This is a genomic window from Ruegeria sp. YS9 (assembly GCF_024628725.1).
Taxonomy (GTDB): Bacteria; Pseudomonadota; Alphaproteobacteria; order Rhodobacterales; family Rhodobacteraceae; genus Ruegeria; species Ruegeria atlantica_C.
This window is the reverse complement of sequence record NZ_CP102409.1, coordinates 3,220,460-3,244,635: the sequence shown is the minus strand read 5'-3', so window position 1 is coordinate 3,244,635 and position 24,176 is coordinate 3,220,460. Positions and strand designations below refer to the sequence as shown.

The following is a 24,176-nucleotide window of genomic DNA, read 5'->3' as shown; positions in this document are numbered from 1 at the left end:
TAAGCGCCTCACGCATCCCATTCTTATTGGCCTGTCAGCCTTATTCAGACGAAGCCGGTTTCCCGGTGTTGTATTCACACGCAATAGGTATCCTGTCGCCAAACCAAATGGCTTGGCGGGACTGTCCCGGAATGCTCGGCAAACCCCAAATCTGACGCTCAACAATAACAGAGCGCCCCGAAAACCGGGTTGCACGTCGCAATCTCAATTTTTTAGACAGGGCCGAGATCACCGGGTATAACCCGGAAACCACGACAGATCGGCAGCCTGGCTTGCGCCAGTCGTCGACAATTGTCCCCAGATCGTTCTGATGCCCGTCAGTTCAATCGGGTAAACAGCCTGTCCCCCCAAGCGAGTGAATCGCTGACATCAGTGGTAGCAATTCGAAGCGGGGCGCGGCAACGAAACTTCGATATTGACTCGGGTCTTTGGCCGAAAGAATCTCTCGGTTTCGTGAAGGCGCGGTTTTCTGGCAACACGAAAAAAGGCGTCGCAATGTGCGACGCCTTTCAGAATAGTTCAGCTTTTCTGACGTGACGCAGGGTCACCCGAAAGCTCAACCCAGCGCTTTGACACGCGCGGACAGGCGCGACATTTTGCGGGCCGCAGTGTTCTTGTGGAAGACACCTTTGGTGACGCCACGCATCAGCTCGGGCTGAGCCGCACGCAGGGCCGCGGTCGCCGCGTCCTTGTCGCCGGATGCGATCGCTTCTTCGACTTTGCGCAGATAGGTGCGGATGCGCGAACGACGTGCTTTGTTGATTGCGAAACGCTTTTCGTTCTGACGGGCGCGTTTCTTTGCCTGAGGCGAATTAGCCATGTGTCTCTGACCTTTTGTACGGTACGTTAATCTTGGGTTGCGCGCCACGGACATATCCGCACCGGATCAGAAATCACGAGTGTGAGTCGGGCCAAGCGGGCCGCACGCGCATGTATAGCGGCGCTCTTTACCCAAGTTTTGGGGAGTTGCCAAGTTGATTCTTCAAACCATGGCCAGGAAAAAAGAGCGGGCTCAAGCCCACCCGCCATAGAGATCCCGCGCGTTACTTGTCGCGGAATTGCGCAGTGCGCTTTTCCAGGAAAGCAGCCATGCCTTCCTTCTGATCTTCGGTTGCGAACATCGAATGGAAGACACGACGCTCGAACAACATACCTTCGCTCAGCGGAAGCTCGTAGCTGCGGTTCACCGCTTCTTTCGCGGCCATTGCGGTCAGCTGCGATTTCTCGGCAATCTTCTGTGCTGCGCTCACGGCTTCTTCGATCAGCTTCTTGGCCGGCACCACCCGGCTCACGAGACCTGCGCGTTCAGCTTCGTCCGCATCCATGAAACGCCCCGTCAGGTTCATGTCCATCGATTTGGATTTACCCACAAACCGTGTCAGACGCTGACTTCCACCCAATCCGGCAATGACGCCCAGATTGATCTCGGGCTGGCCGAATTTTGCGGTGTCCGCCGCGATGATGAAATCGCACAGCATGGCAAGTTCACATCCACCGCCCAGCGCATAGCCTGCCACGGCCGCAATGATCGGCTTGCGAATCGCGGTCACACGATCATTCGCGTCGGCAAAAAGGTTGATGTTGTAGACGTCGACAAAACTCATCTCGGACATTTCCTTGATGTCCGCGCCGGCGGCAAAGGCCTTGTCCGATCCGGTGATCACGATGCAGCGCACTTTGTCATTGCTGTCCGCATCTTCCAGCGCGGTGCAGAGCTCACCCAGCAACTGGGTGTTCAACGCGTTCAACGCATCCGGTCGGTTGAGTTTGATAAGTGCGACGTGGTCTTCGATTTCGACGATGATCGTCTCAAAAGCCATGAGAGGAAAGCTTCCGGTTGTTCCGTTCAGGTACGATTCCTTACCACGCGAAAAACTTGGATCAAGCTATCTTTGGCATTGCGCACAATAGAAGGATGAGCGACCGGACTGGGTGATTCTCTTGATCGGCGCTCCGCACCCTTCGGTTCGGCAGGCCTCGCCCTCGCGACCGTAGACATCAAAGCTGTGCTGAAAATATCCAAGTTCTCCATCGGCTTGGCGGAAATCCCGCAGCGAGGACCCGCCGGCTTCTATGGCGTCTTGCAACACCTGCCGGATGATCGGAACAAGCGCCGCCACGCGGGGTGCCGAAATCTGTCCGGCTTTGCGACGTGGCGACACTCGGCCGCGATAAAGAGCTTCGCAAACATAGATATTGCCCAGACCGGCAACGATTCCCTGATCCAGCAAGGCGGATTTGACAGGCGTGTTCTTGCCTTTGAACGCATCGATCAGGTGTTGGTCGTGAAAATCGTTGCCCAAGGGTTCGGGCCCCAGAACCGACAGCAGCTTGTGGTTTTCGGCGTTGTCCGTTTGCAACAGGTCCATCGCGCCAAACCGGCGAGGGTCGTTGAAGGTGATGCGTGCGCCATTGGCCATATGAAAGACCACATGGTCATGTTTCTGCACGGCGGGATGGTCATGGACGAACTGTCCCAACGGGTCGCCCGACACCGTCATCCGCCCCGACATACCCAGGTGGATCAACAACGTCTCGCCGCTGCTGAGATCCGCCAGGATGTATTTCGACCGCCGCCGCAGCCGCTCTACCCGCTGCCCGGTCAGCCGTTCGGCCATACGTTCAGGGAACGGCCAGCGCAGATCGGGGCGATTCACATCAGCCCGTTCGATCACGACCCCCTCCATGGCAGGGCTCAGGCCGCGTCTTACTGTCTCGACCTCAGGTAATTCGGGCATTACAGGGCTCCTAATTCAAAGGGCCGCATTGTGCCCGCCTCTCTTGGCCCTATAACAGAGGCGAAATTCGACAAACGGCAAGGCAAATGTCCGACAACAGCGACAAGACCACTCATTTCGGTTTCGAAACCGTCCCCGAGGCCGAAAAGGCCGGGCGTGTGCAGGGCGTATTCAACTCGGTTGCCTCGAAATATGACGTGATGAACGATGTCATGTCGATGGGCATCCACCGGGTCTGGAAGGACGCGATGATGGACTGGCTGGCGCCGCGCCCCGGCCAGCGGCTGCTGGACGTGGCCGGCGGAACGGGCGACATCTCGTTCAGGTTCCTCAAGCGCGCGGGCCACGGCCACGCCACGGTGCTGGACCTGACCGAGCCGATGCTGATCGAAGGGCGGCAACGCGCCGAAGCAGATCAGATGTCGGACAGCCTGAACTGGGTCGTGGGCGATGCCATGGCCCTGCCTTTCGAAGACAATACATTCGATGTCTATACGATCTCGTTCGGCATTCGGAACGTCACCCGCCCGCAAGAAGCTTTGAACGAGGCTTACCGTGTGCTGAAACCCGGCGGCCGCCTGATGGTTCTGGAATTCAGCCAACTGCCCAATGACGGGCTTCAGAAACTCTATGACCTCTACAGTTTCAACGTCATCCCGCGCATGGGGAAACTGATCGCCAATGACTATGACAGCTATCAATACCTGGTCGAATCGATCCGAAAATTCCCCGATCAGGAAACGTTCCTGAACATGGTTCGCACCGCAGGTTTCGAAAACGCCAAATACCGGAACCTGAGCATGGGTATCGCCGCGCTGCATTCCGGCTGGAAGATCTGACACATGCGTGGTCCCCATAACATCATCCGCCTGATCCGCACAGGCGCCACGCTCGAGCGCACCGGCGCAATGAACGTGGTACTGGATGCGTTCGAAGCCCCGCGCGCCGTTCGCATCCTGGCCCACGCATTGGGCAAACCCTTTCAATGGCTTGGCTACAAGGGCGACCCCGGGATGCCACCCGCCACGCGCGCCCTGACGGCGCTTGGCCCCGCCTATATAAAATTCGGTCAAGTGCTTTCGACCCGCCCGGACGTCGTTGGAAATGAACTGGCCGAGCAACTGCGCGTTCTGCAAGACAAGCTACCGCCTTTCTCCAAAGCCGACGCGATGGCCGAAGTCGAGAAAGAACTGGGTCAGCCGATCTCGGACATGTTCAGCGAATTCAGCGAGCCGATTGCCGCTGCATCTATTGCGCAGGTTCACAAGGCCAAGTTGACCAGCACGGGTGAGGATGTCGCGGTCAAAGTCCTGCGCCCGGGGATCGAACGCGCGTTCCGCAAAGATGTCGATGCGTTCTATTTCGCCGCCCGCATGGTACAACTCTGCGCGCCTGGCGCGCGCCGTCTGCGCCCGATGGAAGTGATCGAGCATTTTGACGGTGTCGTACGCGGCGAACTGGATCTGCGTCTGGAAAGCGCGGCGGCCTCAGAATATGCCGCCAACACCAAGGACGACGCCGGCTTCTGGCTGCCCCCCGTTGTATGGTCACTGTCCGCGCGCCGCGTCATGACGCTCAGTTGGGCGGACGGGATCGCACTGGGTGACAATGATGCTCTGGATGCCGCAGGTCACAACCGCAATGATCTGGCCGAACGTGTCCTGCGCCTGTTCCTTCTCCATGCCCTGCGCGACGGCTTTTTCCACGCCGACATGCACCAGGGCAACCTGAAGGTCGCCGCGAACGGAGACATCATAGCCTATGATTACGGCATCATGGGGCATATCGATGAATACACACGCCGGGTCTATGCCGAAATCCTGTTCGGCTTCATCCGCCGCGACTACAAACGCGTGGCCGAGGTGCATTTCGAAGCCGGCTATGTTCCCGCCAACCAGGACGTGGACGAGTTCGCCCGCGCTCTGCGGGCCGTGGGCGAGCCGATCTTCGGCATGGATGCCACGCATATTTCCATGGGGCGGTTGCTGAGCTATCTGTTCGAAGTGACCGAACGGTTCGGGATGGAAACACGAACCGAGTTGATCCTGCTGCAACGCACCATGGTTGTCGTCGAAGGCGTCGCGCGCTCACTCGACCCACATATGAACATCTGGGAGGTCGCCCGCCCCGTGGTCGAAGACTACATCAAACAATCCATCGGCCCCCGGGCGGCCCTGCGGGATTTGGGAAAAACCGCGATGGTTCTGGCCCGCTTCGGCCCGCGTCTGCCGGCCCTCGTCGAAAACGCACTGATCGCGCAAACCCAGAAAGACGAACCGCAGACGTCCACCCTGTGGTCCATTGTTCTGCCTGCCACGTTCGGAGCCGCAGCAGGTGCAGCGCTGGTCTTGCTGATCAGCGCGCTCAACTAAAACCAACCTACCTGCTTCATCTGGCCAAAAATATCCTCGGGGGGAATCGCGCCTTGCGCGATGGGGGGCAGACAGCCCCCCGCACCACTTGCGGATCAGAGCCGTTCGATGGCGATGGCAATCCCCTGACCGCCCCCGATGCACATGGTGATCAGCCCTTTGGACCCTCCGGTGCGTTCCAGCTCGTACAGCGCTTTCAGCGTGATGATCGCACCCGTGGCCCCCACCGGATGCCCCAACGCAATCGCACCGCCGTTGGGGTTCACCTTGCTTGCGTCCAATCCAAGCTCCTGATTCACGGCCAGAGCCTGCGCGGCGAAGGCTTCATTGCTTTCGATCACGTCGAAATCTTCTGCTGACAAGCCCGTCTTCTTCAACAGGTTTTGCACTGCCGGAACAGGGCCAATGCCCATAACTTCCGGCCGCACGCCTGCATGCGCATACCCAATGACACGCGCCTTCGGTTTCAACCCAGCCTTTTCGGCCGCATCCGCTGTCGCCAACACCATCACCGCCGCCCCGTCATTGATGCCCGAGGCATTGCCGGCCGTCACTCGCCCGTCCTTTTTGAACACCGGGCGCAGACCGGCCAACGCTTCGGCGGTCGTCGCCTTTGGATGCTCGTCGACTTTGAAATCGACCATGTCCCGCTTGACCTTGACCTGTACCGGAGTGATCTGGCTGTCGAAGTACCCGGCCTCGATCGCCGCTGCCGCACGTGTCTGGCTGTCCAAAGCGAACGCATCCATCTGTTCACGGCTGATCTGATGCTCATCCGCCACGTTTTCGGCCGTCACCCCCATATGTCCTGTGCCGAACGGGCAGTTCAACGCACCCAGCATCATGTCCAGAGAGGTGACGTCGCCCATCTTCGCGCCCCAGCGCGCCTGCGGAACGATGTAGGGGCTTCGTGACATGCTCTCTGCTCCGCCCGCAACGGCAAAGTCAGCATCGCCCAGCATCAGGGACTGCACGGCTGACACGATCGCCTGCGCGCCGGATCCGCACAGACGGTTCACATTCATGGCCGGTGTGCCGTTGGGAATGCCCGCCTGCATCGCGGCAACACGCGACAGATACATGTCACGCGGTTCAGTGTTGATCACATGACCGAACACCACATGCCCGATCTGCGCCCCCTCAACCCCCGAGCGCTCAAGCGCCGCTTCCGTCGCGACAGTGGCCAGATCAATCGGCGCGGTTGAAGCCAGCGCACCACCAAAGGTGCCAATTGCGGTGCGGGCACCGTCGAGAATAACGATATCGCTCATGAGCTACTCCTCCTGAATTTCGCTGCATTATGCATGCGCAGAATGGCACTGTCGCCCCAGACGTCCCGTCACGGCGGGAATTGACATTGCGTTGCGCAGCCCCCATGGATTCCGTCATGACGGAAGACACAGACGATATCCTGAACCTCCTGCCCGCCCGCTTGAAAGAGGCGCGACGGGCCAAGGGCCTGTCCCTGGAAGCGGTCGCCAATCTCAGCGGCGTGTCCCGGTCCATGGTCAGTCAGATCGAACGCGGAGAAAGCAGCCCGACGATCTCGACTCTGTGGAACCTGACACGCGCGTTGCAGGTGGATTTCGCCGGTCTCTTGGAGGGCGCAAAGGCCACGGACCAGATCGAGGTTCTGCGAAGCTCCGAGGTCCCCAGCATCGACAATATGGGGCAGAACTGCCGAATTCGCATCCTGTCACCGCCTGAAGAGGCCGGGGGTCATGAAGTCTATGATATCGAATTCGACGAGGACGGGGCCCTGAACAGCCAACCCCATGCCCGCGGTGCCCGTGAGCAGCTCACCGTGCTGGAAGGCGCGGTCAAGGTCACTTCAGGCAATGCGGTGACCGAGTTGAACCAGGGGGACACGGCCCGATATGCCGCCGACATTGCGCATTCCATCTGTGCCAAAGGACCGGCCCGGGTATTCCTGATCGTAAAAAACGCCTGACACCCGCGAAATTCCACCTTCACGGATTTTTTTCCTTCATATTGAATTTCCCCTATTTGGGAATTTCATCCGCTATGTTAGATGTGCGACTCAGTTGAACGGAGGTCGCCATGGCAGATGCATTCCTGTCCCATATCACGGACACACTTGCGCAGATCGAATCTGAGGGTCTTTACAAACGCGAACGAATGATCACCTCGCCTCAGGGCGGTGAGATTACTGTCGGCGGCAAGCAGGTGATCAACCTCTGTGCCAACAACTATCTGGGTCTGGCGGATCATCCCGCGCTGATCGAGGCTGCAACACAAGCCATGGGCCCCAAGGGTTTCGGCATGGCGTCGGTTCGGTTCATCTGTGGCACGCAAGACATTCACCGCGAACTGGAACAACGTCTTGCCAGTTTCCTGAACAAGGACGACTCCATCCTTTTTGCCGCCTGTTTCGACGCCAATGGCGGGCTGTTTGAACCTCTGCTGGGACCGGAAGACGCGATCATTTCGGACAGCCTGAACCACGCCTCGATCATCGACGGCGTGCGGCTGTGCAAGGCCAAACGCTATCGCTATCTGAACAACGACATGAATGACCTCGAAGCCTGGCTGAAACAGGCGCGCGAGGACGGGGCGCGGCACATCATGATCGCCACCGATGGCGTGTTCTCGATGGACGGCTATTTGGCCAACCTGCCGAAAATCCGGGAACTGGCCGATAGATACGATGCGATTGTCATGGTGGACGATTGCCACGCGACCGGCTTCATGGGGCCGAACGGGGCCGGCACACCGGATCATTTCGGCGTCGATGTGGATATTCTGACGGGAACCTTGGGCAAGGCACTTGGGGGGGCAATCGGCGGCTATATCGCCGGGCCGCAGCCAGTGATCGACCTGCTGCGGCAGCGGGCGCGGCCCTATCTGTTCTCAAACTCGCTGCCGCCCTCCATCGTCGCTGCCGGATTGGAAGCGATCCGTCTGGTCGAAGAAGGCGACATGCTGCGCGCGCAACTGTTCGGCAACGCCAAGTACTGGCGCGCTGGCTTGGAAAAGCTTGGTTTTGACCTGCTGCCCGGGGAACACCCGATCGTCCCGGTAATGCTGGGTGAGGCGACACTGGCACAAGACATGGCCTCACGACTGTTCGACGAAGGCGTATATGTTTCCGGTTTCTTCTTCCCGGTCGTCCCACGCGGGCAAGCGCGGATCAGAACGCAGATGAACGCGGCGCTGACCAGGGATGAACTGGACCGCGCCCTGTCCGCATTTGGCAAGGTCGGCAAAGAACTGGGGGTCATCTAATGATCCTTCCATCGGTCATTGATTTGATCGGCGACACCCCCATGGTTGAACTGTCGCGCGTGTGTGCCCAGCAGAAGCTGAACGGGCGTATCATCGCCAAGCTCGACTACTTGCTGCCGGGGTTTTCGAAAAAGGACCGCGCGGCAAAGTCCATCATCGAAACGGCGCGCGCAGACGGTTCTCTGTCACCTGGGCAAACGGTGGTCGAGCTGACCTCGGGCAATATGGGAACCGGGCTGGCTATCGTTTGCGGTATTCTGGGCCATCCTTTCGTGGCAGTCATGAGCGCCGGGAACTCGGTCGAACGTGCACGTATGATGCGGGCCCTGGGGGCCGAAGTTGTCATCGTGCCCCAGGCCCCGGGCAGCAAACCCGGCGAAGTCTCGGGCGCCGATCTTGAACTGGTCGATGTCGAGGCGAAACGCATCACAGCCGAACGTAACGCATATCGTGCCGATCAATTTGGTCATTCGGGAAATCCCAAGGCCCACGAAACCGGGACCGGGCCCGAGATCTGGGCGCAATCCGAAGGCACCGTTACGGCATTCTGCGATTTTGCAGGATCCGGTGGAACACTGGCTGGCGCGGCAGAGTATCTGAACCGACACGGCGTACGGTGTTATGCCATAGAACCCGAAGGCGCACGCGCATTGGCCGGTGAACCGGTTTCGATCCCGGATCACCCCATTCAGGGCGGTGGTTACGCCATGGGTGATCTGGTGCATCTGAAGGGCACCCAATTGGCTGGACACCTTTCTGTTTCGGGAAAGGCCGCGCGGGATTGTGCCCGGCTTCTGGCCCGCACCGAGGGGATATTCGCCGGTTATTCGGCAGGCGCGAACCTTGCCGCGGCAATTGAACTGCTTCGCGGTCCCGAGGAAGGCGGATGCGTCGCAATCATCATGTGTGACAGCGGCCTGAAATACCTGTCGACCGATTTGTGGGAGTAAGTCCATGCGACCCAACACGATGAAAGCACTGGAAAAATCCAAACACGAAGAGGGGCTGTGGATGGTGCAGGCCCCGATCCCCGAAATCGGCCCGGATGACGTGCTGATCCGCATCCACAAGACGGGCATCTGCGGCACCGACATCCATATCTGGAACTGGGATGAATGGGCCTCTCATACCGTGCCGGTTCCGATGATCACCGGCCATGAGTTTGCCGGAGAGATCGTCGAGATCGGACGCAACGTGACAGGGCTTGAAATCGGCCAGCGGTGCTCGGGCGAAGGTCATCTGATCACCACCGACAGCCGCCAGAGCCGCGCCGGAAAGTTCCACCTGGATCCGGGTACTCGGGGCATAGGAGTAAACGAACAGGGCGCATTTGCCGAGTATCTGAAACTGCCTGCTTTCAACGTGGTTCCCTTGCCCGACGACATACCGGATGAGATCGGAGCCATCCTCGATCCGCTGGGCAACGCAGTGCATACTGCCCTCAGCTTTGATTTGCTGGGCGAGGATGTTCTGATCACGGGTGCAGGCCCCATCGGCATCATGGCCGCTGCCGTCGCTCGTCACGCGGGTGCGCGCAACGTAGTCATCACCGACATCAATGCAGACCGATTGAAACTGGCGGAACATGTGGTTCCTTCGGTGCGGACCGTCGATGTATCCACCGAGGATTTGCAGGACGTCATAGCCGAGCTTGGGATGAAAGAAGGGTTCGATGTCGGGCTTGAGATGTCCGGCTCGCAGGCCGCCCTGGACCAGATGGTCGAAGCGTTGGTGATGGGTGGAAAGATCGCGTTGCTGGGGATTCCACCGGGCAAGTCTCCGGTTGACTGGTCGCGCATCGTGTTCAAGGCGATCACGATCAAGGGGGTCTATGGGCGTGAGATGTTCGAGACGTGGTACAAGATGATCGCCATGCTGCAAAACGGTCTGGATGTGTCCCGCGTGATCACGCACCGCTTTGCGGTTGATGATTTCGCCCAAGGGTTTTCCGCGATGAAATCAGGCCTGTCCGGCAAGGTTGTTCTGGACTGGACCTAACGCGCTGGAAAGTTGCAACCTCAGCCCCTAGACAGGTGCAGAACTTGCACAAGGGAGGCATGAGATGGGCGAGGACAAAGACGATCGTCTGTTGCAGCGGGGGGTCGAAGACACCCTGGTCACTGATTTCGCCGAAACGCACCGCAAAAGCTATGGCGACTTCCTGCAACTGAAGACGCTGCTGAACCTGCAAAAGACGTTTCAGGACCCCGCACAACCTGACGAAATGCTGTTCATCATCATTCATCAGGTCAGTGAACTGTGGCTGAAACTGATGCATCACCAACTGGTCGAGGTCCGCCGGTTCCTGCAACAAGATGAATTCGGACCCGCCATGAAGAACCTCGACCGCATCAAGGCCATTCAACGGCAATTGATTGCGGCCTGGGAAACCCTGCTGACCATGACGCCGGCCGACTATATGACGTTTCGGCAGGCCCTGGGCAACTCTTCCGGGTTTCAAAGCTATGGGTACAGGCAGATCGAGTTCATTCTTGGCAACAAGGATGCCTCGACCCTGAAAGTGCACGAGCATGACCCTGAGGTGATGGAGATGCTGACCGCCGCCCTGACCAAACCGTCCCTGTATGACGAAGTGTTGCACATGCTGGCCCGACAGGGGTTCGACGTTCCACGGGACTTGATCGAGCGGGACTACTCCGAGCCGTATTCCGGTGATCCGCGCGTGGTTCAGATCTGGGTCGACGTGTTCCGCAACACGGACAAGTACTGGGATCTGTACGCGCTGGCCGAAAAACTCATGGATGTGGAAAGCCTGTTTCAACGCTGGCGCTTTGACCACGCCACCGCGGTTGAACGTGTGATCGGAATGCAACCCGGCACCGGAGGTTCCAGCGGCGTGGCTTTCCTGCGAAAAGCACTTGAGTTGCGGTTCTTCCATGACCTCTACGATGTGCGGACGGAACTGATGTACAGCGGGCAAGGCTAAGCCATGCTGTATCGCGGATTTTCACAAGCCGAACTGGAGCGGGAGTACTCTCCCAGTTCGATGATCGGTGGTGACCTAGCCCCCTATCTTGCCAGTTATCAAGCGCTCAGTGCGCAGGCCCGCGCCGAGCTGCCCGTTCAGGCCAACCTGGCCTATGGCGACACCCCGGCCCAGGTGCTGGATTTCTTTCCCGCGAAGGGGGCCGGAGCCCCGTTGCATGTCTTTATTCACGGTGGGTATTGGCAGGATCTCAGCCAGCGCGAATCGGCCATGATGGCCCCGGCGCTGATCCAGGCCGAGCAATCCTTTGCCACCTTGAACTACACGCTCGCCCCGGATGCGCGGCTGGATCAAATGGTCGACGAATGCCGCGACGCCCTTCTGTGGCTTGCGTCCCAGGCCGGGGCACTGGGATTCGACCCGACACGGATCACCTTGTCAGGGCACAGTGCCGGCGCCCATCTGGCAAGCATGGTCATGGCAAGCTCGGCCGGCGCATTGGCCCGCGCCGGGCTGCGCGTGCGTGATGTGCTTCTGATCAGCGGTGTTTATGATCTGGAACCCGTCAGTTTGACGTCCGTGAATGATCCGCTGCACCTGACGCCGGTCGAAGTGAACGATCTGTCCCCGATCCGCAACCTGCCCCCACCGGGGCCCCGCTATCATGTTTCAGTGGGGGAACGGGACACCGGCGAATTCATTCGTCAAAGCCGCGACTATGCGGAACGGCTGCGCAAGGCCGGGCACTCGGTCAGCTTTGCCTTGAAACACGGAATGCACCATTTCGACATCATCCTGCATTCCGGGACATTCCTGTCCGACACGTAACGAGGCATTTTTCAAACAAAAAACAGCGGCCCGATCGGTGCCGCTGTTTTTTTTTGAGTTCATCCCGCTTCGGATCAATCCAGGGTGCGGGTAACCTCTTCGCGCTCGAAGATCTCGATTACGTCGCCCTGGCGGATATCGTCGTAGTTTTCGAACGCCATACCGCATTCCTGACCCGACTGAACCTCGGCCACTTCGTCTTTGAAGCGCTTCAGCGTCTTCAGCGTGCCTTCGTGGATCACCACGTTGTCGCGCAGCAGGCGGACGCCTGCGGAACGGCGCGCAACACCTTCGGTGACCAGACAGCCAGCAACCTTGCCGACACCGGTAACCTTGAAGACTTCGCGGATCTCGGCATAGCCGATGAACTTTTCGCGGATCTCGGCGCTCAGCAGACCGGATGCGGCCGCTTTCACGTCGTCGACCAGATCATAGATCACCGAGTAATAGCGGATCTCGACACCCTTTTGGTTCGCCGTGTTCCGCGCCGATGCGTTGGCACGGACGTTGAAGCCAAAGACCGGCGCGCCGGAGGCTTCCGCCAGACCGACATCCGTTTCGGTGATCGCACCCACACCCGAGTGCAGAACGCGCACGCGCACCTCGTCGTTCCCGATCTTTTCCATCGCCTGAACAATGGCCTCGGCAGAACCCTGCACATCGGCTTTGACGAGGATCGGCAACTCGGCCACGTTCTCGTCTTCCTTGGCCTTCTGCATCAACTGCTCGAGGGTGGTCGCGGCACCGGCAGCGGCGCGTTTGTCCTTGGCGGCCTGTTCACGATAGGCGGCGATTTCACGGGCCTGCGCTTCGGTCTCGGTCACGTTCAGAACGTCACCGGCTTCGGGCGTACCGTTCAGGCCCAGAACCTCGACCGGAACCGAGGGGCCAGCTTCCTTGACGCGCTCACCCTTGTCGTTGATCAGCGCACGGACCTTACCGTACTGCTCACCCACGACGAAGATATCACCCTGACGCAATGTGCCGTTCTGAACCAGAACGGTGGCCACAGGACCACGACCCACATCCAACTGGGCCTCGATCACGGCCCCCTGAGCGGCGCGGTTGGGGTTGGCTTTCAGTTCCAGAATCTCGGCCTGAAGCGCGATGGCTTCCAGCAATTCGTCCAGACCCTGACCCGTGATTGCGGACACTTCGACATCCTGGACGTCACCCGACATCTTCTCGACGATGACTTCGTGTTGCAACAGATCGGTGCGCACCTTGTCCGGATTTGCATCCGGCTTGTCGACCTTGTTGATCGCCACGATCATCGGCACTCCGGCCGCTTTTGCGTGATTGATCGCTTCGATCGTCTGCGGCATCACCGCGTCGTCAGCCGCGACGACCAGAACCACGATATCCGTAACCTGAGCACCGCGCGAGCGCATCGACGTAAACGCCGCGTGGCCCGGAGTATCCAGGAAGGTCAGCGTGGCGCCGCCATCGGTTTTCACCTGATACGCGCCGATGTGCTGGGTGATGCCACCAGCCTCGCCCGCCACAACGCGCGCGTCGCGGATTGCGTCCAACAGCGAGGTCTTGCCGTGGTCAACGTGACCCATGATGGTGATGACCGGCGGACGCGGCTGCAGATCTGCTTCGCTGTCTTCGACCTCTTTGATGACGTCTTCAACATCCGAATCGGATACGCGAGTGACCTTGTGGCCGAATTCTTCGATGATCAGCTCGGCAGTATCGGCGTCGATGGTCTGGTTCTGCGTGACCATCATGCCCATGTTCATCAGCGATTTGACCACGTCAGCCACACGTTCGGCCATACGGTTGGCCAGTTCCGAGACCATGATCGCCTCGGGCAGCTGTACGTCGCGGATCACCTTTTCCCGTTCAACGGCACCGCCCATGGCTTTTTGACGCGCACGCTCCTGCTTGCGCTTCATCGCGGCCATCGAGCGCTGACGGTTGCCTTCGCCACCTGTCGCCTGACCCAGAGTCAACTTGCCCGAACGGCGATTGTCGTCACGACCCTTGCCACGACCACGCTGTTCACGTTCGCGGTCCTGTTTGCGCGGCGTGGCTGCCGGCGCAGGTTTGCTGGCCGGAGCGCGAGCCGCCTTGGGCTCTTCCGGTGCGGGCGCGGCAGCGGCGCGTTTGGCGGCTTCGTCCGCCTCTTTGCGCTTGCGCTCTTCATCCTCGGCCTTCTGACGCGCACGCTCTTCGGCTTCGCGCTGTTCGCGTTCCTTGGCTTCCTGTTCCGCACGGCGGCGTGCGCGCTCTTCTTCGCGCGCCTTTTCAGCAGCCTCGCGCGCTGCGGCCTCTTCGGCCTCGCGTGCCTTGGCCGCTTGCAACGCCTTCATGCGGCGCGCCATTTCCGCATCGGAAATTCCCGCAGGACGACGCGACGGATCACCCGATGGTGCAGCACCGCCACCCGGCTTTGCTGCGCCCGGCTTGGGGACCACCACGCGTTTGCGTTTGGTTTCCACCACGACATTCTTGGTGCGTCCGTGGCTGAAACTCTGTTTCACATTTCCGGGGCGTGCCCCGCCACGAAGACCCAATGTCTTTTTGCCGTCATTATCGCTCATAAAGCTATTTACCCTTCCGTGCGGCCCCTGCCGCCGTCATCCGTTTCGCGCAAGCCACGCAGGCGCTGCGCTTCCTCTACAACACGTTTGGCGAGTCCGCCAGAGGCCAAGGCAGCATGAATCACCGTTTGGCGCCCAAATGCCTGTCCTAATTCGTCTGCGGTCAGCCAACCTATGTATTTTCCGAAGTGCGGCGTACTCAGCTTGGACTTTCCGCGCCCCGATCCATCTGCGGCCTGAATCAGCACCTGTGCTTCTTCCCGGTCCAGCCACGTCTTGACCTTTTCGTACCCGGCAACCGCGTCGCCGGACTTGCGCGCCAGGCTGAGCAACTCGACAACGCGGCGTGCGATCTGCTTTTCAACCTCTTCCGCCAAGTCCTTGGGCACGGTCACTTGTGCCTTGAACCCCCGCGCAAACAGTTTCTTTCCGATGGCCTTGTCCAGAGCGGCACGATCCGCCGCCACATAGACCCCTCGTCCCGGCAGTTTCGCCGCGACATCCGGAAAAACCTGACCGTCCGGCCCCGCCACGAAGCGGATCAGCCCGTATTTGGGCTGAACCTCGCCTGTGGCGATGCACTTGCGCTCGGGTCCGTCTGACCGATCCTTATGGGCGCCACCGCGACTCATACACGCCACCCGAAGCCTGAGATCAGGCCTCGACCTCCTCGTCTGTTGCGTCACCGTCGACGTTTTCTTCCGCCTGTTCCAGCTCGGCCGGATCGACCCAGCCCAGCAGGATACGCGCGGTCATGACCATGTCTTGCGCTTCTTCCAGCGTTACACCGAAAGGCTCAAGTACACCGTCGTCCTTGACGCGTTCACCATCGACTGTCGTCCAGCCACCGGCCAGTTCCCAGTCGGCACAAGTTGCGAAGTCTTCCAGAGTCTTCACGTCGTCCTTGGCCAGTGCCTCCACCATCTGGGGTGTCAGACCTTCGAATTCAATGAGGCTGTCCTCGGCACCCAGTGCGCGCGCCGCGTCCAGTGCCGCTTTGGCCTGTGCCTCCAGATACTCGCGGGCGCGGGTTTGCAGTTCCTGCGCGGTACCTTCGTCAACGCCGTCGATGACCAGCAGTTCTTCAATCTCGACATAGGCAACCTCTTCGAGGTTGGTGAAGCCCTCCGAGACCAGCAGTTGGGCAAAGAATTCGTCCAGATCCAGGCTGTCCATGAACAGTTTGGTACGGGCTTCGAATTCCTTCTGGCGGCGGGCTGATTCTTCGGCCTCGGTCATGATGTCGATGTCCAGACCGGTCAGCTGGCTGGCCAGACGCACGTTCTGACCGCGGCGGCCAATGGCCAGCGACAGTTGTTCTTCGGGCACGACGACCTCGATCTTGCCGGCTTCTTCGTCCAGAACCACCTTGGAAACCTCGGCCGGTTGCAGCGCGTTCACCAGGAAGGTCGGCTGATCCTCGTTCCACGGAATGATGTCGATCTTTTCGCCCTGCAACTCGTTCACGACGGCCTGCACGCGGCTGCCGCGCATACCCACGCAGGCACCGACGGGGTCGATCGAGTTGTCATAGGAAATCACGGCGATCTTGGCGCGCGAACCGGGGTCACGGGCCACGGCCTTGACCTCGATGATGCCGTCATAGATTTCCGGCACTTCCATCTTGAACAGCTCGGCCATGAATTCCGGCGCGGTGCGCGACAGGAAGATCTGGTGGCCACGTACTTCGCGGCGCACTTCCTTGATGTACGCGCGCACCCGGTCATTCGGGCGATAGCTTTCGCGGCCGATCTTGTCATTGCGGCGCAGAACCGCCTCGGCACCGCCCAGATCGACGATGACATTGCCAAATTCTTCACGCTTGACCGCGCCGTTGATGATGGTGCCCGCACGATCCTTGAATTCTTCGTACTGACGATCACGTTCCGCTTCGCGGACCTTCTGCAGAATCACCTGCTTGGCGGATTGCGCCGCGATCCGACCCATTTCAACCGGCGGCACTTCTTCAACGAAGACGTCACCAACCTCGGGCGCTTCCATGTACTGACGCGCCTGTTCGACAGTCATCTCGGCCTGATAGTTCTCAAGCTCTTCATCCTCGACCACGGTGCGGACGCGGGTAAAGGTCGCCTTGCCGGTTTTGCGGTCGATCGACACGCGGATGTCCATTTCCGCGCCATAACGGCTCTTGGCGGCACGGGCGAGCGATTCCTCCATCGCTTCGACAACCAGACCGGGGTCGATCATCTTTTCGCGGGCCACGGCCTCGGCGGTCTGCAGCAGCTCCAGCTGGTTGGCTGAGGTGATTGCCATCAGTTCGTCTCCTCTTCGGACCCTTCGGTCTCAATCTCGTCGAAAGCGTTTTCGTTCAGGGCACCGGCGTCCTTGCGCTGGCGCAGCATTTCCTTGATCAGATCATCGGTCAGGACCAGCTTGGCATCGCTCAGCCAGTCGAATTGCAGACCGATGGTGATGGTCTCGTCCCCCTCGGGGATGTTGATCAGCACCTCATCCCCTTCTATGCCGGCCAATTCGCCTTTGAAGCGGCGGCGGCCGTCGATCAGTTCGGCGGTTTCGATCTTGGCCTCATATCCCTCGAAGGTCTCGAAATCCTTCAGACGGGTCAGAGGGCGGTCGATACCGGGGCTCGACACCTCGAGCGTATAGGCGTCAAGGATCGGATCCTCGACATCCAGCGTGGCGCTGACCGCGTTGGAAATTTCGGCGCAGTCATCCACTTCAATACCGCCATCGGGCTTGTCGGCCATGATCTGAAGCGTGGTCTGCTTGCCGCTCATCAGGCGGATGCGGACCAGCTCATACCCCAGATCCTCGATCACCGGGGTGATGATCTCGGCCAGTCGCCGGTCAATGGCAGCTTTTGCTATCAGGTCGTTTGTCATCTGGTACTCTACCCTGTCAGTCGGGCACAAAAAAACGGGCGCGCGGCCCGTCGAATTTTCCGGTGGAGCCTTGGGCCAGAAGTCCAACGCGCCGCTGTTGAAACTGCATATACGCAGGATGGTCCGAGTCTGCAACCCCCAGCGGGATTCGCGATCGGATTTACACCATCCACCATCGTTCGGCGATGCGGCCATCGTCCAGTGCAGCGTTCCCGGCAATCTGCCGCGGCATCCCGACAGCATCCGAAACGGCGAGGGCCATGTCGGCCTCGGAGGGGTGGAACCGGACACCGCGCGTGCCTCGCATTCCGGCCCGATCCGGAAGCGCCGCGATATCGACATACCCGTCCCGCAGCGCCTCGGCCCGCACAGCAGGGTCCGGGATTACAATGATTTCGACCGCGTCAGCCCATCCGGCCTGACCATCCTTGTAATGCCCCTCGACACGGCGGCCCAGAAAATGGCGCCCATCCTCAGCCCGTTCGACACGATAGCAGCCGGTGCCGTTGGCGTTGCGCAACGGTGTTACGGTTTCACCGGCGCGCGCAACAACAAAGCGGCTGTCGGCCAGCAGGAAAGGCAATCCGGGATTTGCCTCGGCAAGTTCAAGCCGCAGGCGGTTGGGGGCAAGGGCCTCGGGCCTTCCGATTTCGGCCAAAACGGCCATGACATCGGCAATCTGCAAGGGTTCGCCATCGTGAAAGACCGCGTCATCACGCAAATCAAAGCTCCAGACCCGTGCGTCGGCGTCGGTTTGCCAGCCGGTCGCAAGCTCACCGCGCAAAGTACCATCCGGGGCGATTTCGGTCATTGTGTCGAAAACGGCTCCACGCGCCACTTGCTCGAGGCTGTCATCGCGCGGAACGGCCAGACGCAATGTCCCGCCTTTCTTGGGCGTCCCGGCAAGGGATGCACCTGTCGCTGCCAGCAATGCAGCTGCGGCACCAGAGGCAAAGAGAGCACGGCGGTCAATCCGGGTCATGCGATACCCTCCGCCACACGATCCATGATCCGTACCAGCTCTGCGCTGATGCCCGGCTCTGACAATGCGTGCCCCGCCTGACGAACCATCTTCAACTCGGCATTCGGCCAGCGTTCGGCCAGCGACCATGCGGCCTGGGGCGGGCAGATCATGTCATAGCGCCCTTGCACGATATGGCCGGGGATATGCGCGATCCGGTCCATCTGATCCAGAATCTGCCCGTCCGTTTCCAGAAACGCCTTGTTGGTGAAATAGTGATTCTCGAGCCGCGCAAAGGTGCGCGCGTATTCGCCGGGGCTTTCGCCAACCGATCCATTGGTGTGGATCGAGGCCAGCGCGTTTTCCCAATGCGACCAGGCCCGCGCGTACAGGATCTCTGTCGCTCGGTCGCCCGAGAACAGACGTTTGTTATAGGCGGCAATGGTGTCGTTCAGTTCAACCTCGGGCAGCAGTGAGGTGAACTTCTGCCATTGCTCGGGCCAGAACCGCCCGGCGCCGCCGCCATAGAACCAGTCAAGCTCGGCCTGAGTCGCCAGAAACACACCGCGCAACACCAACCGGCTGACGCGGTCGGGATGAGTCTGGGCATAGATCAACGCCAGAGTCGCACCCCAACTGCCACCAAATGCGATCCATTCTTCGATCTCGATCAGTTTGCGCAGCCGCTCTATGTCGGCCACCAGATGCCACGTCGTGTTGTCTTCGACCGAGGCGGTAGGGCGCGACCGGCCACATCCGCGCTGGTCAAACAGAATCACCCTGTAGACCTGTGGATCGAAGTATCGCCTCATGGCCGGGCTGCACCCACCACCCGGCCCCCCGTGCAGGATCACGACGGGTATGCCGTCAGGATTGCCGCATTGTTCCACATAGATACGGTGCCCATCGCCCATATCGACCATCCGCTGATCGAAAGGGTCGATCGGCGGATACAGATATTGAACTGCGCGCTTTTGGTCCGGGTACTTGTCCATTATGGCCCTATATAGTCCTTAAGCGTAAAAGAGCACACGGAGACAGGAATGCAAGCGCATCCGAACACGGTGGACCCGTCCGAGATCGCAAAATTCGAGGCGATGGCGGCTGAATGGTGGGACCCGCACGGAAAATTCAAACCATTGCACATGCTTAATCCGTGCCGACTGGATTATATCACGCAGCAGATCGCCGGTGAATTCGATCGCGACCTAAAGTCGCCGACGCCGTTCGAAGGCCTGCGCCTGCTGGATATCGGCTGCGGCGGCGGGCTGCTGAGCGAACCCATGGCGCGGCTCGGTGCTGACGTTGTGGGTGCCGACGCCGCCGAGGGCAACCTGCCCGTAGCCCGCATCCATGCCGAGCAATCGGGACTGCAAATCGACTATCGCCACACCACGGCCGAGGACATGGCCGCTGCGGGCGAGCAGTTCGATGTGGTGCTGAACATGGAAGTGGTCGAACATGTGGCTGATCCTCTGTCCTATCTGACCGCGACACAACAGTTGCTTAAGCCCGGCGGTTTGGAGATTTGTTCAACCATCAACCGCAACCCGAAATCCTATGCGATGGCGATTTTCGGGGCCGAGGTCGTCATGCGCTGGCTGCCGCGCGGCACGCATGAATGGAACAAGTTCATCACCCCGGATGAACTGTTCGACCTGCTGCGTCAGGCCGGGCTGGACCCGGTGGACCGCAAGGGGTTTGTCTTCAACCCGATCCTGTGGAGCTGGTCGATCTCGGACCGGGACTTGAGCGTGAATTACGTGACGGCGAGTGTGAAGCCGGGGTGAGGTAGGTTTTTTGATTCGATCTTTAAGTTACGCGCCGTGGCGCGCGGTATTTTTTGGTGCGGCAATTTCCGCTGCTACCTTGTTCGATAACACACGAGCCACAGCAGAAGAGAATGCGGGCGTGTTCGTGTACGAACATGAAGGCGTTCCGCTGTATGGCTATGTAAGCGATCCTAAAGTCTCTGAGGCGACTCAGGAAATAGCAGATCGTTACTTGGGTTCGAACTCGAACAACTATGATCTGGTAAGGGCGTTGTATTTTTTCGTCTTTATTGACCCCGAGATAGTTTCGGATGGCAAGTTTGTGAAACCAGTCGAATTAGAACTGACGGAGGAGGCGACAGAACCATTTTCCAAACACGAACTCTCTGACGAAGGATGCAATGTAGGGAGAATATTCTCCACGAATGAAGAAGAAAAAGGAGAGTATTTGGTATGGCTTGTTCATGGTGGGCAATATGAGGGCAAAGAAGGAATTGAATCCTGCCTTCTTTTTGCGGCGGCGGCTTCGGCCGGAATTTGGTTGGCTGATCTTCCTGCTTTGCATCCCCGTGATTTACGGCAGCTTCTGGATAGAATGCTCTTAGAATGAAGTGGCCGTTTAGTCCGCGGCACATTGCATGAGCATCAAGCCTGCCAGCGCCCGACCACACCAGTCCTGGATCCACCTTGGGACAACGGTTCGCTGATCCCTACTCCCCCTCCAACTGCAACCGCAAATCCCGCAGTACTGGCAGGGCGCTGCGGACCCGCTCCAGCCCCAGCTCTCCGACCACGCGGTTGATCAGCGGTGCGATTGAGGAAATCGCCTGATCCCGCGCCCGTCGGCCTGCGGGGCTGATCGCGACCATCTTGCGACGGGCGTCGTCCCAGTCGGGGCGGATGTGGATGTACCCGGCCCATTCCAGCTTGGCCAAGGTGTTGGTCATCGCGCCTCGGGTCACGTGGAATGTGCTGGCCAGTTGCGCGGGGCTACGCTCGTCGCCGACAAAAACCAGATGATTCAGCACCGAGAAATGCGAAATTTCCATGCCCTTGGGCAGCACCCGGCTGAGCCGGTTACGCAACAACTGATCCGCGGTCAGGATCTCGCTGAACAGCGTGACCGCAAGGGCATTGGTGTCTTCTGTCATTGTTCAGTTCTGTCAGGGTCCCGTGAAAGACCGGGTGTGTGTCAACGACGGCACGCGACGGCGCGCCTCTGTCACAGAACTATCATCCAAATCGAAAATGTGAATGCCCGGATCTGTCCCTGCGTCGATCAGCACCTTTCCCCAAGGGTCCACAACCATGCTGTGACCATGGGTAAAACGTGTCTTTCCACGCGTCGTCGGGTGTTCCCCCGTTTGTGCCGGAGCCAAGACCCAACAGCCCGTCTCGATCGCCCGGGCCCGCAACAGCGATTCCCAATGTGCGGCGCCCGTTACCGGTGAAAACGCCGCCGGAACGGTCAAAACCCGTGCGCCTGCCTGTGCCAAAGCCGCGTGCAGGTACGGAAACCGGATGTCGTAACAGATGGTCAGCCCCACCTTGCCAAAGTCGGTCTCGGCTATGACCGCCTGTTCGCCGGGGCGGTAGTTTTTCGATTCGCGGAACGTCTCGGTTTCCGTGACCTGCACGTCGAACATATGGATCTTGTCGTAGCGCGCCACAATCTGACCTTGCGGATCGATCATGAAAGAGCGGTTGGCAAACCGCCCGTCAGCGTCATGAGTCTTGATCCCCAGTGATCCGATCAACACCCAAACGCCCAGTCGGGCGGCCTGATCCCGCAGGCCGGCCAAGGTGATGTCGTCTTCTTCGTACTGAAGAACCTCGTGTTGCCGCGTCGTACTGTTTGACACGCAATTCGTGACCTCTGGCGTCAGGATAAACCGCGCCCCCTGCCCTGCCGCGTCGGCCGCCATGGCGCGCACCATGTCCAGGTTTTCGACCGGATCATCCGACGAGGTGATTTGCAGCAGCGCGGTCTTCATCAGGCCGCAAGCAGACGGTCAAGCTTGCCTTGCCGCTCCAGCTCGTAAAGGTCGTCGCAGCCGCCCACATGCTGCGTCCCGATGAAAATCTGAGGCACGGTGCGTTTGCCGCCTGCGCGCTGGATCATCTCGGGTTTGCGTTTGGGGTGCATCAGAATGTCAACTTCCTTGAACTCAACGCCTTTCTGCTTCAGCAGACGCTTGGCCGCGTGGCAAAAACCACAGAGCGGCGAGGTATAGATTTCTACGGGCTTCATGTTCCGGTCCCTTTGGATTTCGTGCAATCTTGGGCGAATTATGCATCCTTGGCAACGCGCGCCAGTGCCAACACGAAAATATGATTTGCCCCTGCGGCCTGACACGCACGCGTGCACGCCGCCAACGTCGCGCCGGATGTCATCACGTCATCCACCAGCAGAATATCACGCCCCTTCAAATGCAGTGCCCGCCTTGGGTGGATGTCAATTGCGCCCTCCAAGGTCTCGCCCCTTTCCCGCGCGGTCTTTCCGTCCAGCACCGGGGTCCGCCGTTTGCGCACCAGCAGATCCGGCACGCAGTCCAATCCGGTTTCTCGCCCCAGGTTGCGTGCCAGCAGCGCAGACTGATTGTATCGCCGTTTCAGCAGGCGCGACCAATGCAACGGCACCGGAGCAATCACCATCCCGGGACGCAACAGCTCGCGTCCGGCCTGCGCCATCCAACGCGCAGCGGGGCGGGCCAGTTCGGTCCGGTCACCATGTTTCAAAGCCAGAACAAGTGACCGCGCCTTCCCATCATACATCAGCGCAGCGCGACCCGCTTTCCACGGCGGAGGGGTTTTCAGACAATCGTCGCACTCGGTCCGGAACCTGTCTGCGCTTCCGATCACTGGCACACCACAGCTTTCACAAACCGTGCCACCGATGAACGGCGTATCCCGCCAACACGTCCCACACAGGCCGAAATCTGATTCCGTCAGCTCTCCGCAACCCATGCATCGCGGCGGATAGATCAATGCAAGGGCAGTTTGAATCCGCCGCGCAATGCGATACTTGCGACCTATGAAACTGCCCGAGCCCACCGCATCCTCTCTTTTCGACCGTAACGCCATTCTTCATCATCGCGCCCGCGCGAAGGACGACGCCCTGTTCTTGCACCGCGCCGCCATTGATGAGGTTCAGGATCGGCTCTCCATGGTTAACAGAAGCTTTACGGCACCTGCGGTTGTGACCCCTTTCCCACAGCTTTGGGCAGACGTTTTTCCGGATGCCGCCATTGTCGCGGATGACGATGTGCTGTCACTGCAACCCGGTGCGCATGATCTGGCGATTCATGCGATGGCGCTGCACTGCGCCAATGACCCGGTCGGCCAGCTGATCCAATGCAAAAGGGCTTTGAAGCCAGACGGGCTGGTGCTTGTCCTGTGCCTCGGGGGTGAGACCCTTCACGAATTGCGCGCCGCGCTGGGTCAGGCCGAAATCGAGGTCACGGGCGGGCTCAGCCCCCGAATCGCCCCCATGGCCGAGCTGCGCGATCTGGGTGGATTGCTGCAACGGGCCGGTCTGGCATTGCCAGTGGCCGATGCCGTACCGTTGACGGCAGAATACCGCGACATCTGGCACCTGATGCACGATCTGAGGGACATGGGTGAAACCAACGCTTTGGCTGCCCGGTTGAAATGCCCGACGCGACGCAGAGTGTTCGAAACCGCGCAGCGCGTCTATTCCGATCACTTTTCGACGGAAACAGGCCGCCTTGCCGCAACCTTCGAACTGATTTGCCTGACCGGTTGGTCCCCCGATGGCAGCCAACCAAAGCCGCTGCGCCCGGGGTCAGCCCAAATGCGTCTTGCAGATGCCTTGCGCACGGAAGAGGGCAAACTGCCGGATTGACGCGCAACCAAATCCCTTTATCTCAGGTCTGAAC

Annotated in this window: 25 protein-coding genes; 11 read left to right on the top strand and 14 right to left on the bottom strand. The window is 59.7% G+C overall.

From position 1 onward, the window contains the following. Positions 1 to 556: 556 nt before the first annotated feature. The 3 genes from rpsT to mutM form a co-directional block, all read right to left on the bottom strand. Positions 557 to 820: a 30S ribosomal protein S20 gene (rpsT, locus tag NOR97_RS16395; protein WP_170345656.1), complete on the bottom strand. Its 264-nt coding sequence runs from the start codon at positions 818 to 820 to the stop codon at positions 557 to 559. A gap of 223 nt (positions 821 to 1,043) precedes the next feature. Then, on the bottom strand, positions 1,044 to 1,820 hold the full coding sequence (locus NOR97_RS16390; protein ID WP_117870917.1) for an enoyl-CoA hydratase: 777 nt from the start codon (positions 1,818 to 1,820) through the stop codon (positions 1,044 to 1,046). A 66-nt stretch (positions 1,821 to 1,886) separates the two neighbouring features. After that, the gene (mutM, locus tag NOR97_RS16385) at positions 1,887 to 2,738 is read right to left on the bottom strand and encodes a bifunctional DNA-formamidopyrimidine glycosylase/DNA-(apurinic or apyrimidinic site) lyase (RefSeq protein WP_257599836.1); all 852 of its coding nucleotides are present in this window, start codon (positions 2,736 to 2,738) and stop codon (positions 1,887 to 1,889) included. 86 nt (positions 2,739 to 2,824) lie between these two features. Between mutM and ubiE the strand changes: the two genes are divergently transcribed. Beyond that, complete coding sequence (gene ubiE, locus NOR97_RS16380; protein WP_170345658.1) at positions 2,825 to 3,577, top strand: bifunctional demethylmenaquinone methyltransferase/2-methoxy-6-polyprenyl-1,4-benzoquinol methylase UbiE; 753 nt, start codon at positions 2,825 to 2,827, stop codon at positions 3,575 to 3,577. Between the two features lie 3 nt (positions 3,578 to 3,580). Continuing rightward, a complete protein-coding gene (gene ubiB / locus NOR97_RS16375; RefSeq protein ID WP_170345659.1) occupies positions 3,581 to 5,110 on the top strand; it encodes a 2-polyprenylphenol 6-hydroxylase in 1,530 nt (509 codons plus the stop codon). Between the two features lie 95 nt (positions 5,111 to 5,205). Here the strand turns inward: ubiB and NOR97_RS16370 are convergent, their stop codons facing one another. After that, a complete protein-coding gene (locus tag NOR97_RS16370) occupies positions 5,206 to 6,381 on the bottom strand; it encodes an acetyl-CoA C-acyltransferase family protein (RefSeq protein WP_257599835.1) in 1,176 nt (391 codons plus the stop codon). Between the two features lie 116 nt (positions 6,382 to 6,497). On the opposite strand from NOR97_RS16370, the gene NOR97_RS16365 reads away from it, so the two are divergent. The 6 genes from NOR97_RS16365 (at position 6,498) to NOR97_RS16340 (ending at position 12,131) form a co-directional block, all read left to right on the top strand. Next, entirely contained in the window at positions 6,498 to 7,061 is a 564-nt protein-coding gene (locus tag NOR97_RS16365) for a helix-turn-helix domain-containing protein (protein ID WP_170345661.1), read from the top strand. A gap of 110 nt (positions 7,062 to 7,171) precedes the next feature. Beyond that, entirely contained in the window at positions 7,172 to 8,356 is a 1,185-nt protein-coding gene (locus tag NOR97_RS16360; protein WP_257599834.1) for a glycine C-acetyltransferase, read from the top strand. Beyond that, a complete protein-coding gene (locus tag NOR97_RS16355) occupies positions 8,356 to 9,306 on the top strand; it encodes a PLP-dependent cysteine synthase family protein (protein WP_257599833.1) in 951 nt (316 codons plus the stop codon). Before NOR97_RS16360 ends, NOR97_RS16355 begins: the two co-directional genes overlap by 1 nt. Positions 9,307 to 9,325: 19 nt before the next feature. Next, complete coding sequence (tdh, locus tag NOR97_RS16350) at positions 9,326 to 10,354, top strand: L-threonine 3-dehydrogenase (RefSeq protein WP_257600891.1); 1,029 nt, start codon at positions 9,326 to 9,328, stop codon at positions 10,352 to 10,354. 64 nt (positions 10,355 to 10,418) lie between these two features. Next, positions 10,419 to 11,303 (top strand): tryptophan 2,3-dioxygenase, encoded by an 885-nt coding sequence (locus NOR97_RS16345; RefSeq protein ID WP_257599832.1) that lies wholly within the window; start codon positions 10,419 to 10,421, stop codon positions 11,301 to 11,303. 3 nt (positions 11,304 to 11,306) lie between these two features. Further along, entirely contained in the window at positions 11,307 to 12,131 is an 825-nt protein-coding gene (locus tag NOR97_RS16340; protein ID WP_171120185.1) for an alpha/beta hydrolase, read from the top strand. 74 nt (positions 12,132 to 12,205) lie between these two features. Here NOR97_RS16340 and infB read toward each other — a convergent pair whose 3' ends face one another. The 6 genes from infB to pip all read right to left on the bottom strand — a co-directional run bounded on the left by infB (position 12,206) and on the right by pip (position 19,500). Further along, positions 12,206 to 14,680 carry a translation initiation factor IF-2 gene (gene infB, locus NOR97_RS16335; RefSeq protein ID WP_170345666.1) on the bottom strand — a complete coding sequence of 825 codons (2,475 nt, stop codon included), beginning with the start codon at positions 14,678 to 14,680 and terminating at the stop codon, positions 12,206 to 12,208. Positions 14,681 to 14,688: 8 nt separating this feature from the next. Next, positions 14,689 to 15,312, bottom strand: coding sequence for an RNA-binding protein (locus tag NOR97_RS16330; protein ID WP_257599831.1), 624 nt, complete (start codon positions 15,310 to 15,312; stop codon positions 14,689 to 14,691). Between the two features lie 22 nt (positions 15,313 to 15,334). After that, complete coding sequence (gene nusA, locus NOR97_RS16325) at positions 15,335 to 16,954, bottom strand: transcription termination factor NusA (protein ID WP_257599830.1); 1,620 nt, start codon at positions 16,952 to 16,954, stop codon at positions 15,335 to 15,337. Continuing rightward, positions 16,954 to 17,544, bottom strand: a complete 591-nt coding sequence (gene rimP / locus NOR97_RS16320; RefSeq protein WP_152459779.1) for a ribosome maturation factor RimP — start codon at positions 17,542 to 17,544, stop codon at positions 16,954 to 16,956. Before rimP ends, nusA begins: the two co-directional genes overlap by 1 nt. A 160-nt stretch (positions 17,545 to 17,704) precedes the next feature. Next, a complete protein-coding gene (locus NOR97_RS16315) occupies positions 17,705 to 18,526 on the bottom strand; it encodes an ABC transporter substrate-binding protein (RefSeq protein WP_257599829.1) in 822 nt (273 codons plus the stop codon). Next, positions 18,523 to 19,500 (bottom strand): prolyl aminopeptidase, encoded by a 978-nt coding sequence (gene pip / locus NOR97_RS16310; protein WP_257599828.1) that lies wholly within the window; start codon positions 19,498 to 19,500, stop codon positions 18,523 to 18,525. The genes NOR97_RS16315 and pip overlap by 4 nt, the downstream gene beginning before the upstream one ends. Positions 19,501 to 19,548: 48 nt before the next feature. On the opposite strand from pip, the gene ubiG reads away from it, so the two are divergent. Both ubiG and NOR97_RS16300 read left to right on the top strand, forming a co-directional pair. Next, positions 19,549 to 20,295, top strand: coding sequence for a bifunctional 2-polyprenyl-6-hydroxyphenol methylase/3-demethylubiquinol 3-O-methyltransferase UbiG (ubiG, locus tag NOR97_RS16305; RefSeq protein WP_257599827.1), 747 nt, complete (start codon positions 19,549 to 19,551; stop codon positions 20,293 to 20,295). Positions 20,296 to 20,305: 10 nt separating this feature from the next. Next, complete coding sequence (locus NOR97_RS16300; RefSeq protein ID WP_257599826.1) at positions 20,306 to 20,887, top strand: hypothetical protein; 582 nt, start codon at positions 20,306 to 20,308, stop codon at positions 20,885 to 20,887. A gap of 100 nt (positions 20,888 to 20,987) precedes the next feature. On the opposite strand, the gene NOR97_RS16295 is transcribed toward NOR97_RS16300, so the two are convergent. Genes NOR97_RS16295 through NOR97_RS16280 form a run of 4 tightly spaced genes read right to left on the bottom strand, consistent with a single transcriptional unit; the run spans position 20,988 to position 23,331 of the window. Continuing rightward, a complete protein-coding gene (locus NOR97_RS16295; RefSeq protein WP_117870951.1) occupies positions 20,988 to 21,428 on the bottom strand; it encodes a MarR family winged helix-turn-helix transcriptional regulator in 441 nt (146 codons plus the stop codon). A gap of 12 nt (positions 21,429 to 21,440) precedes the next feature. After that, a complete protein-coding gene (locus NOR97_RS16290) occupies positions 21,441 to 22,271 on the bottom strand; it encodes a carbon-nitrogen hydrolase family protein (RefSeq protein WP_257599825.1) in 831 nt (276 codons plus the stop codon). Next, positions 22,271 to 22,528, bottom strand: a complete 258-nt coding sequence (gene grxC, locus NOR97_RS16285; RefSeq protein WP_152459773.1) for a glutaredoxin 3 — start codon at positions 22,526 to 22,528, stop codon at positions 22,271 to 22,273. The genes NOR97_RS16290 and grxC overlap by 1 nt, the downstream gene beginning before the upstream one ends. Before the next feature lie 38 nt (positions 22,529 to 22,566). Then, positions 22,567 to 23,331, bottom strand: a complete 765-nt coding sequence (locus tag NOR97_RS16280; protein ID WP_257599824.1) for a ComF family protein — start codon at positions 23,329 to 23,331, stop codon at positions 22,567 to 22,569. Between NOR97_RS16280 and NOR97_RS16275 the strand changes: the two genes are divergently transcribed. Next, complete coding sequence (locus tag NOR97_RS16275; RefSeq protein WP_170345676.1) at positions 23,312 to 24,142, top strand: SAM-dependent methyltransferase; 831 nt, start codon at positions 23,312 to 23,314, stop codon at positions 24,140 to 24,142. The genes NOR97_RS16280 and NOR97_RS16275 overlap by 20 nt on opposite strands. Positions 24,143 to 24,176: the final 34 nt, after the last annotated feature.

Excerpts from the sequence above, each read along its gene's own strand:
- mutM (WP_257599836.1), bottom strand. The coding sequence starts at position 2,738 with ATGCCCGAATTACCTGAGGTCGAGACAGTAAGACGCGGCCTGAGCCCT.
- NOR97_RS16295 (WP_117870951.1), bottom strand. The coding sequence starts at position 21,428 with ATGACAGAAGACACCAATGCCCTTGCGGTCACGCTGTTCAGCGAGATC.
- infB (WP_170345666.1), bottom strand. The coding sequence starts at position 14,680 with ATGAGCGATAATGACGGCAAAAAGACATTGGGTCTTCGTGGCGGGGCA.
- NOR97_RS16365 (WP_170345661.1), top strand. The coding sequence starts at position 6,498 with ATGACGGAAGACACAGACGATATCCTGAACCTCCTGCCCGCCCGCTTG.
- NOR97_RS16390 (WP_117870917.1), bottom strand. The coding sequence starts at position 1,820 with ATGGCTTTTGAGACGATCATCGTCGAAATCGAAGACCACGTCGCACTT.
- NOR97_RS16360 (WP_257599834.1), top strand. The coding sequence starts at position 7,172 with ATGGCAGATGCATTCCTGTCCCATATCACGGACACACTTGCGCAGATC.
- NOR97_RS16345 (WP_257599832.1), top strand. The coding sequence starts at position 10,419 with ATGGGCGAGGACAAAGACGATCGTCTGTTGCAGCGGGGGGTCGAAGAC.
- ubiB (WP_170345659.1), top strand. The coding sequence starts at position 3,581 with ATGCGTGGTCCCCATAACATCATCCGCCTGATCCGCACAGGCGCCACG.
- grxC (WP_152459773.1), bottom strand. The coding sequence starts at position 22,528 with ATGAAGCCCGTAGAAATCTATACCTCGCCGCTCTGTGGTTTTTGCCAC.
- rimP (WP_152459779.1), bottom strand. The coding sequence starts at position 17,544 with ATGACAAACGACCTGATAGCAAAAGCTGCCATTGACCGGCGACTGGCC.
- ubiG (WP_257599827.1), top strand. The coding sequence starts at position 19,549 with ATGCAAGCGCATCCGAACACGGTGGACCCGTCCGAGATCGCAAAATTC.
- nusA (WP_257599830.1), bottom strand. The coding sequence starts at position 16,954 with ATGGCAATCACCTCAGCCAACCAGCTGGAGCTGCTGCAGACCGCCGAG.
- NOR97_RS16315 (WP_257599829.1), bottom strand. The coding sequence starts at position 18,526 with ATGACCCGGATTGACCGCCGTGCTCTCTTTGCCTCTGGTGCCGCAGCT.
- NOR97_RS16340 (WP_171120185.1), top strand. The coding sequence starts at position 11,307 with ATGCTGTATCGCGGATTTTCACAAGCCGAACTGGAGCGGGAGTACTCT.
- NOR97_RS16275 (WP_170345676.1), top strand. The coding sequence starts at position 23,312 with ATGAAACTGCCCGAGCCCACCGCATCCTCTCTTTTCGACCGTAACGCC.
- NOR97_RS16330 (WP_257599831.1), bottom strand. The coding sequence starts at position 15,312 with ATGAGTCGCGGTGGCGCCCATAAGGATCGGTCAGACGGACCCGAGCGC.
- NOR97_RS16370 (WP_257599835.1), bottom strand. The coding sequence starts at position 6,381 with ATGAGCGATATCGTTATTCTCGACGGTGCCCGCACCGCAATTGGCACC.
- NOR97_RS16290 (WP_257599825.1), bottom strand. The coding sequence starts at position 22,271 with ATGAAGACCGCGCTGCTGCAAATCACCTCGTCGGATGATCCGGTCGAA.
- NOR97_RS16355 (WP_257599833.1), top strand. The coding sequence starts at position 8,356 with ATGATCCTTCCATCGGTCATTGATTTGATCGGCGACACCCCCATGGTT.
- tdh (WP_257600891.1), top strand. The coding sequence starts at position 9,326 with ATGAAAGCACTGGAAAAATCCAAACACGAAGAGGGGCTGTGGATGGTG.
- pip (WP_257599828.1), bottom strand. The coding sequence starts at position 19,500 with ATGGACAAGTACCCGGACCAAAAGCGCGCAGTTCAATATCTGTATCCG.
- rpsT (WP_170345656.1), bottom strand. The coding sequence starts at position 820 with ATGGCTAATTCGCCTCAGGCAAAGAAACGCGCCCGTCAGAACGAAAAG.
- ubiE (WP_170345658.1), top strand. The coding sequence starts at position 2,825 with ATGTCCGACAACAGCGACAAGACCACTCATTTCGGTTTCGAAACCGTC.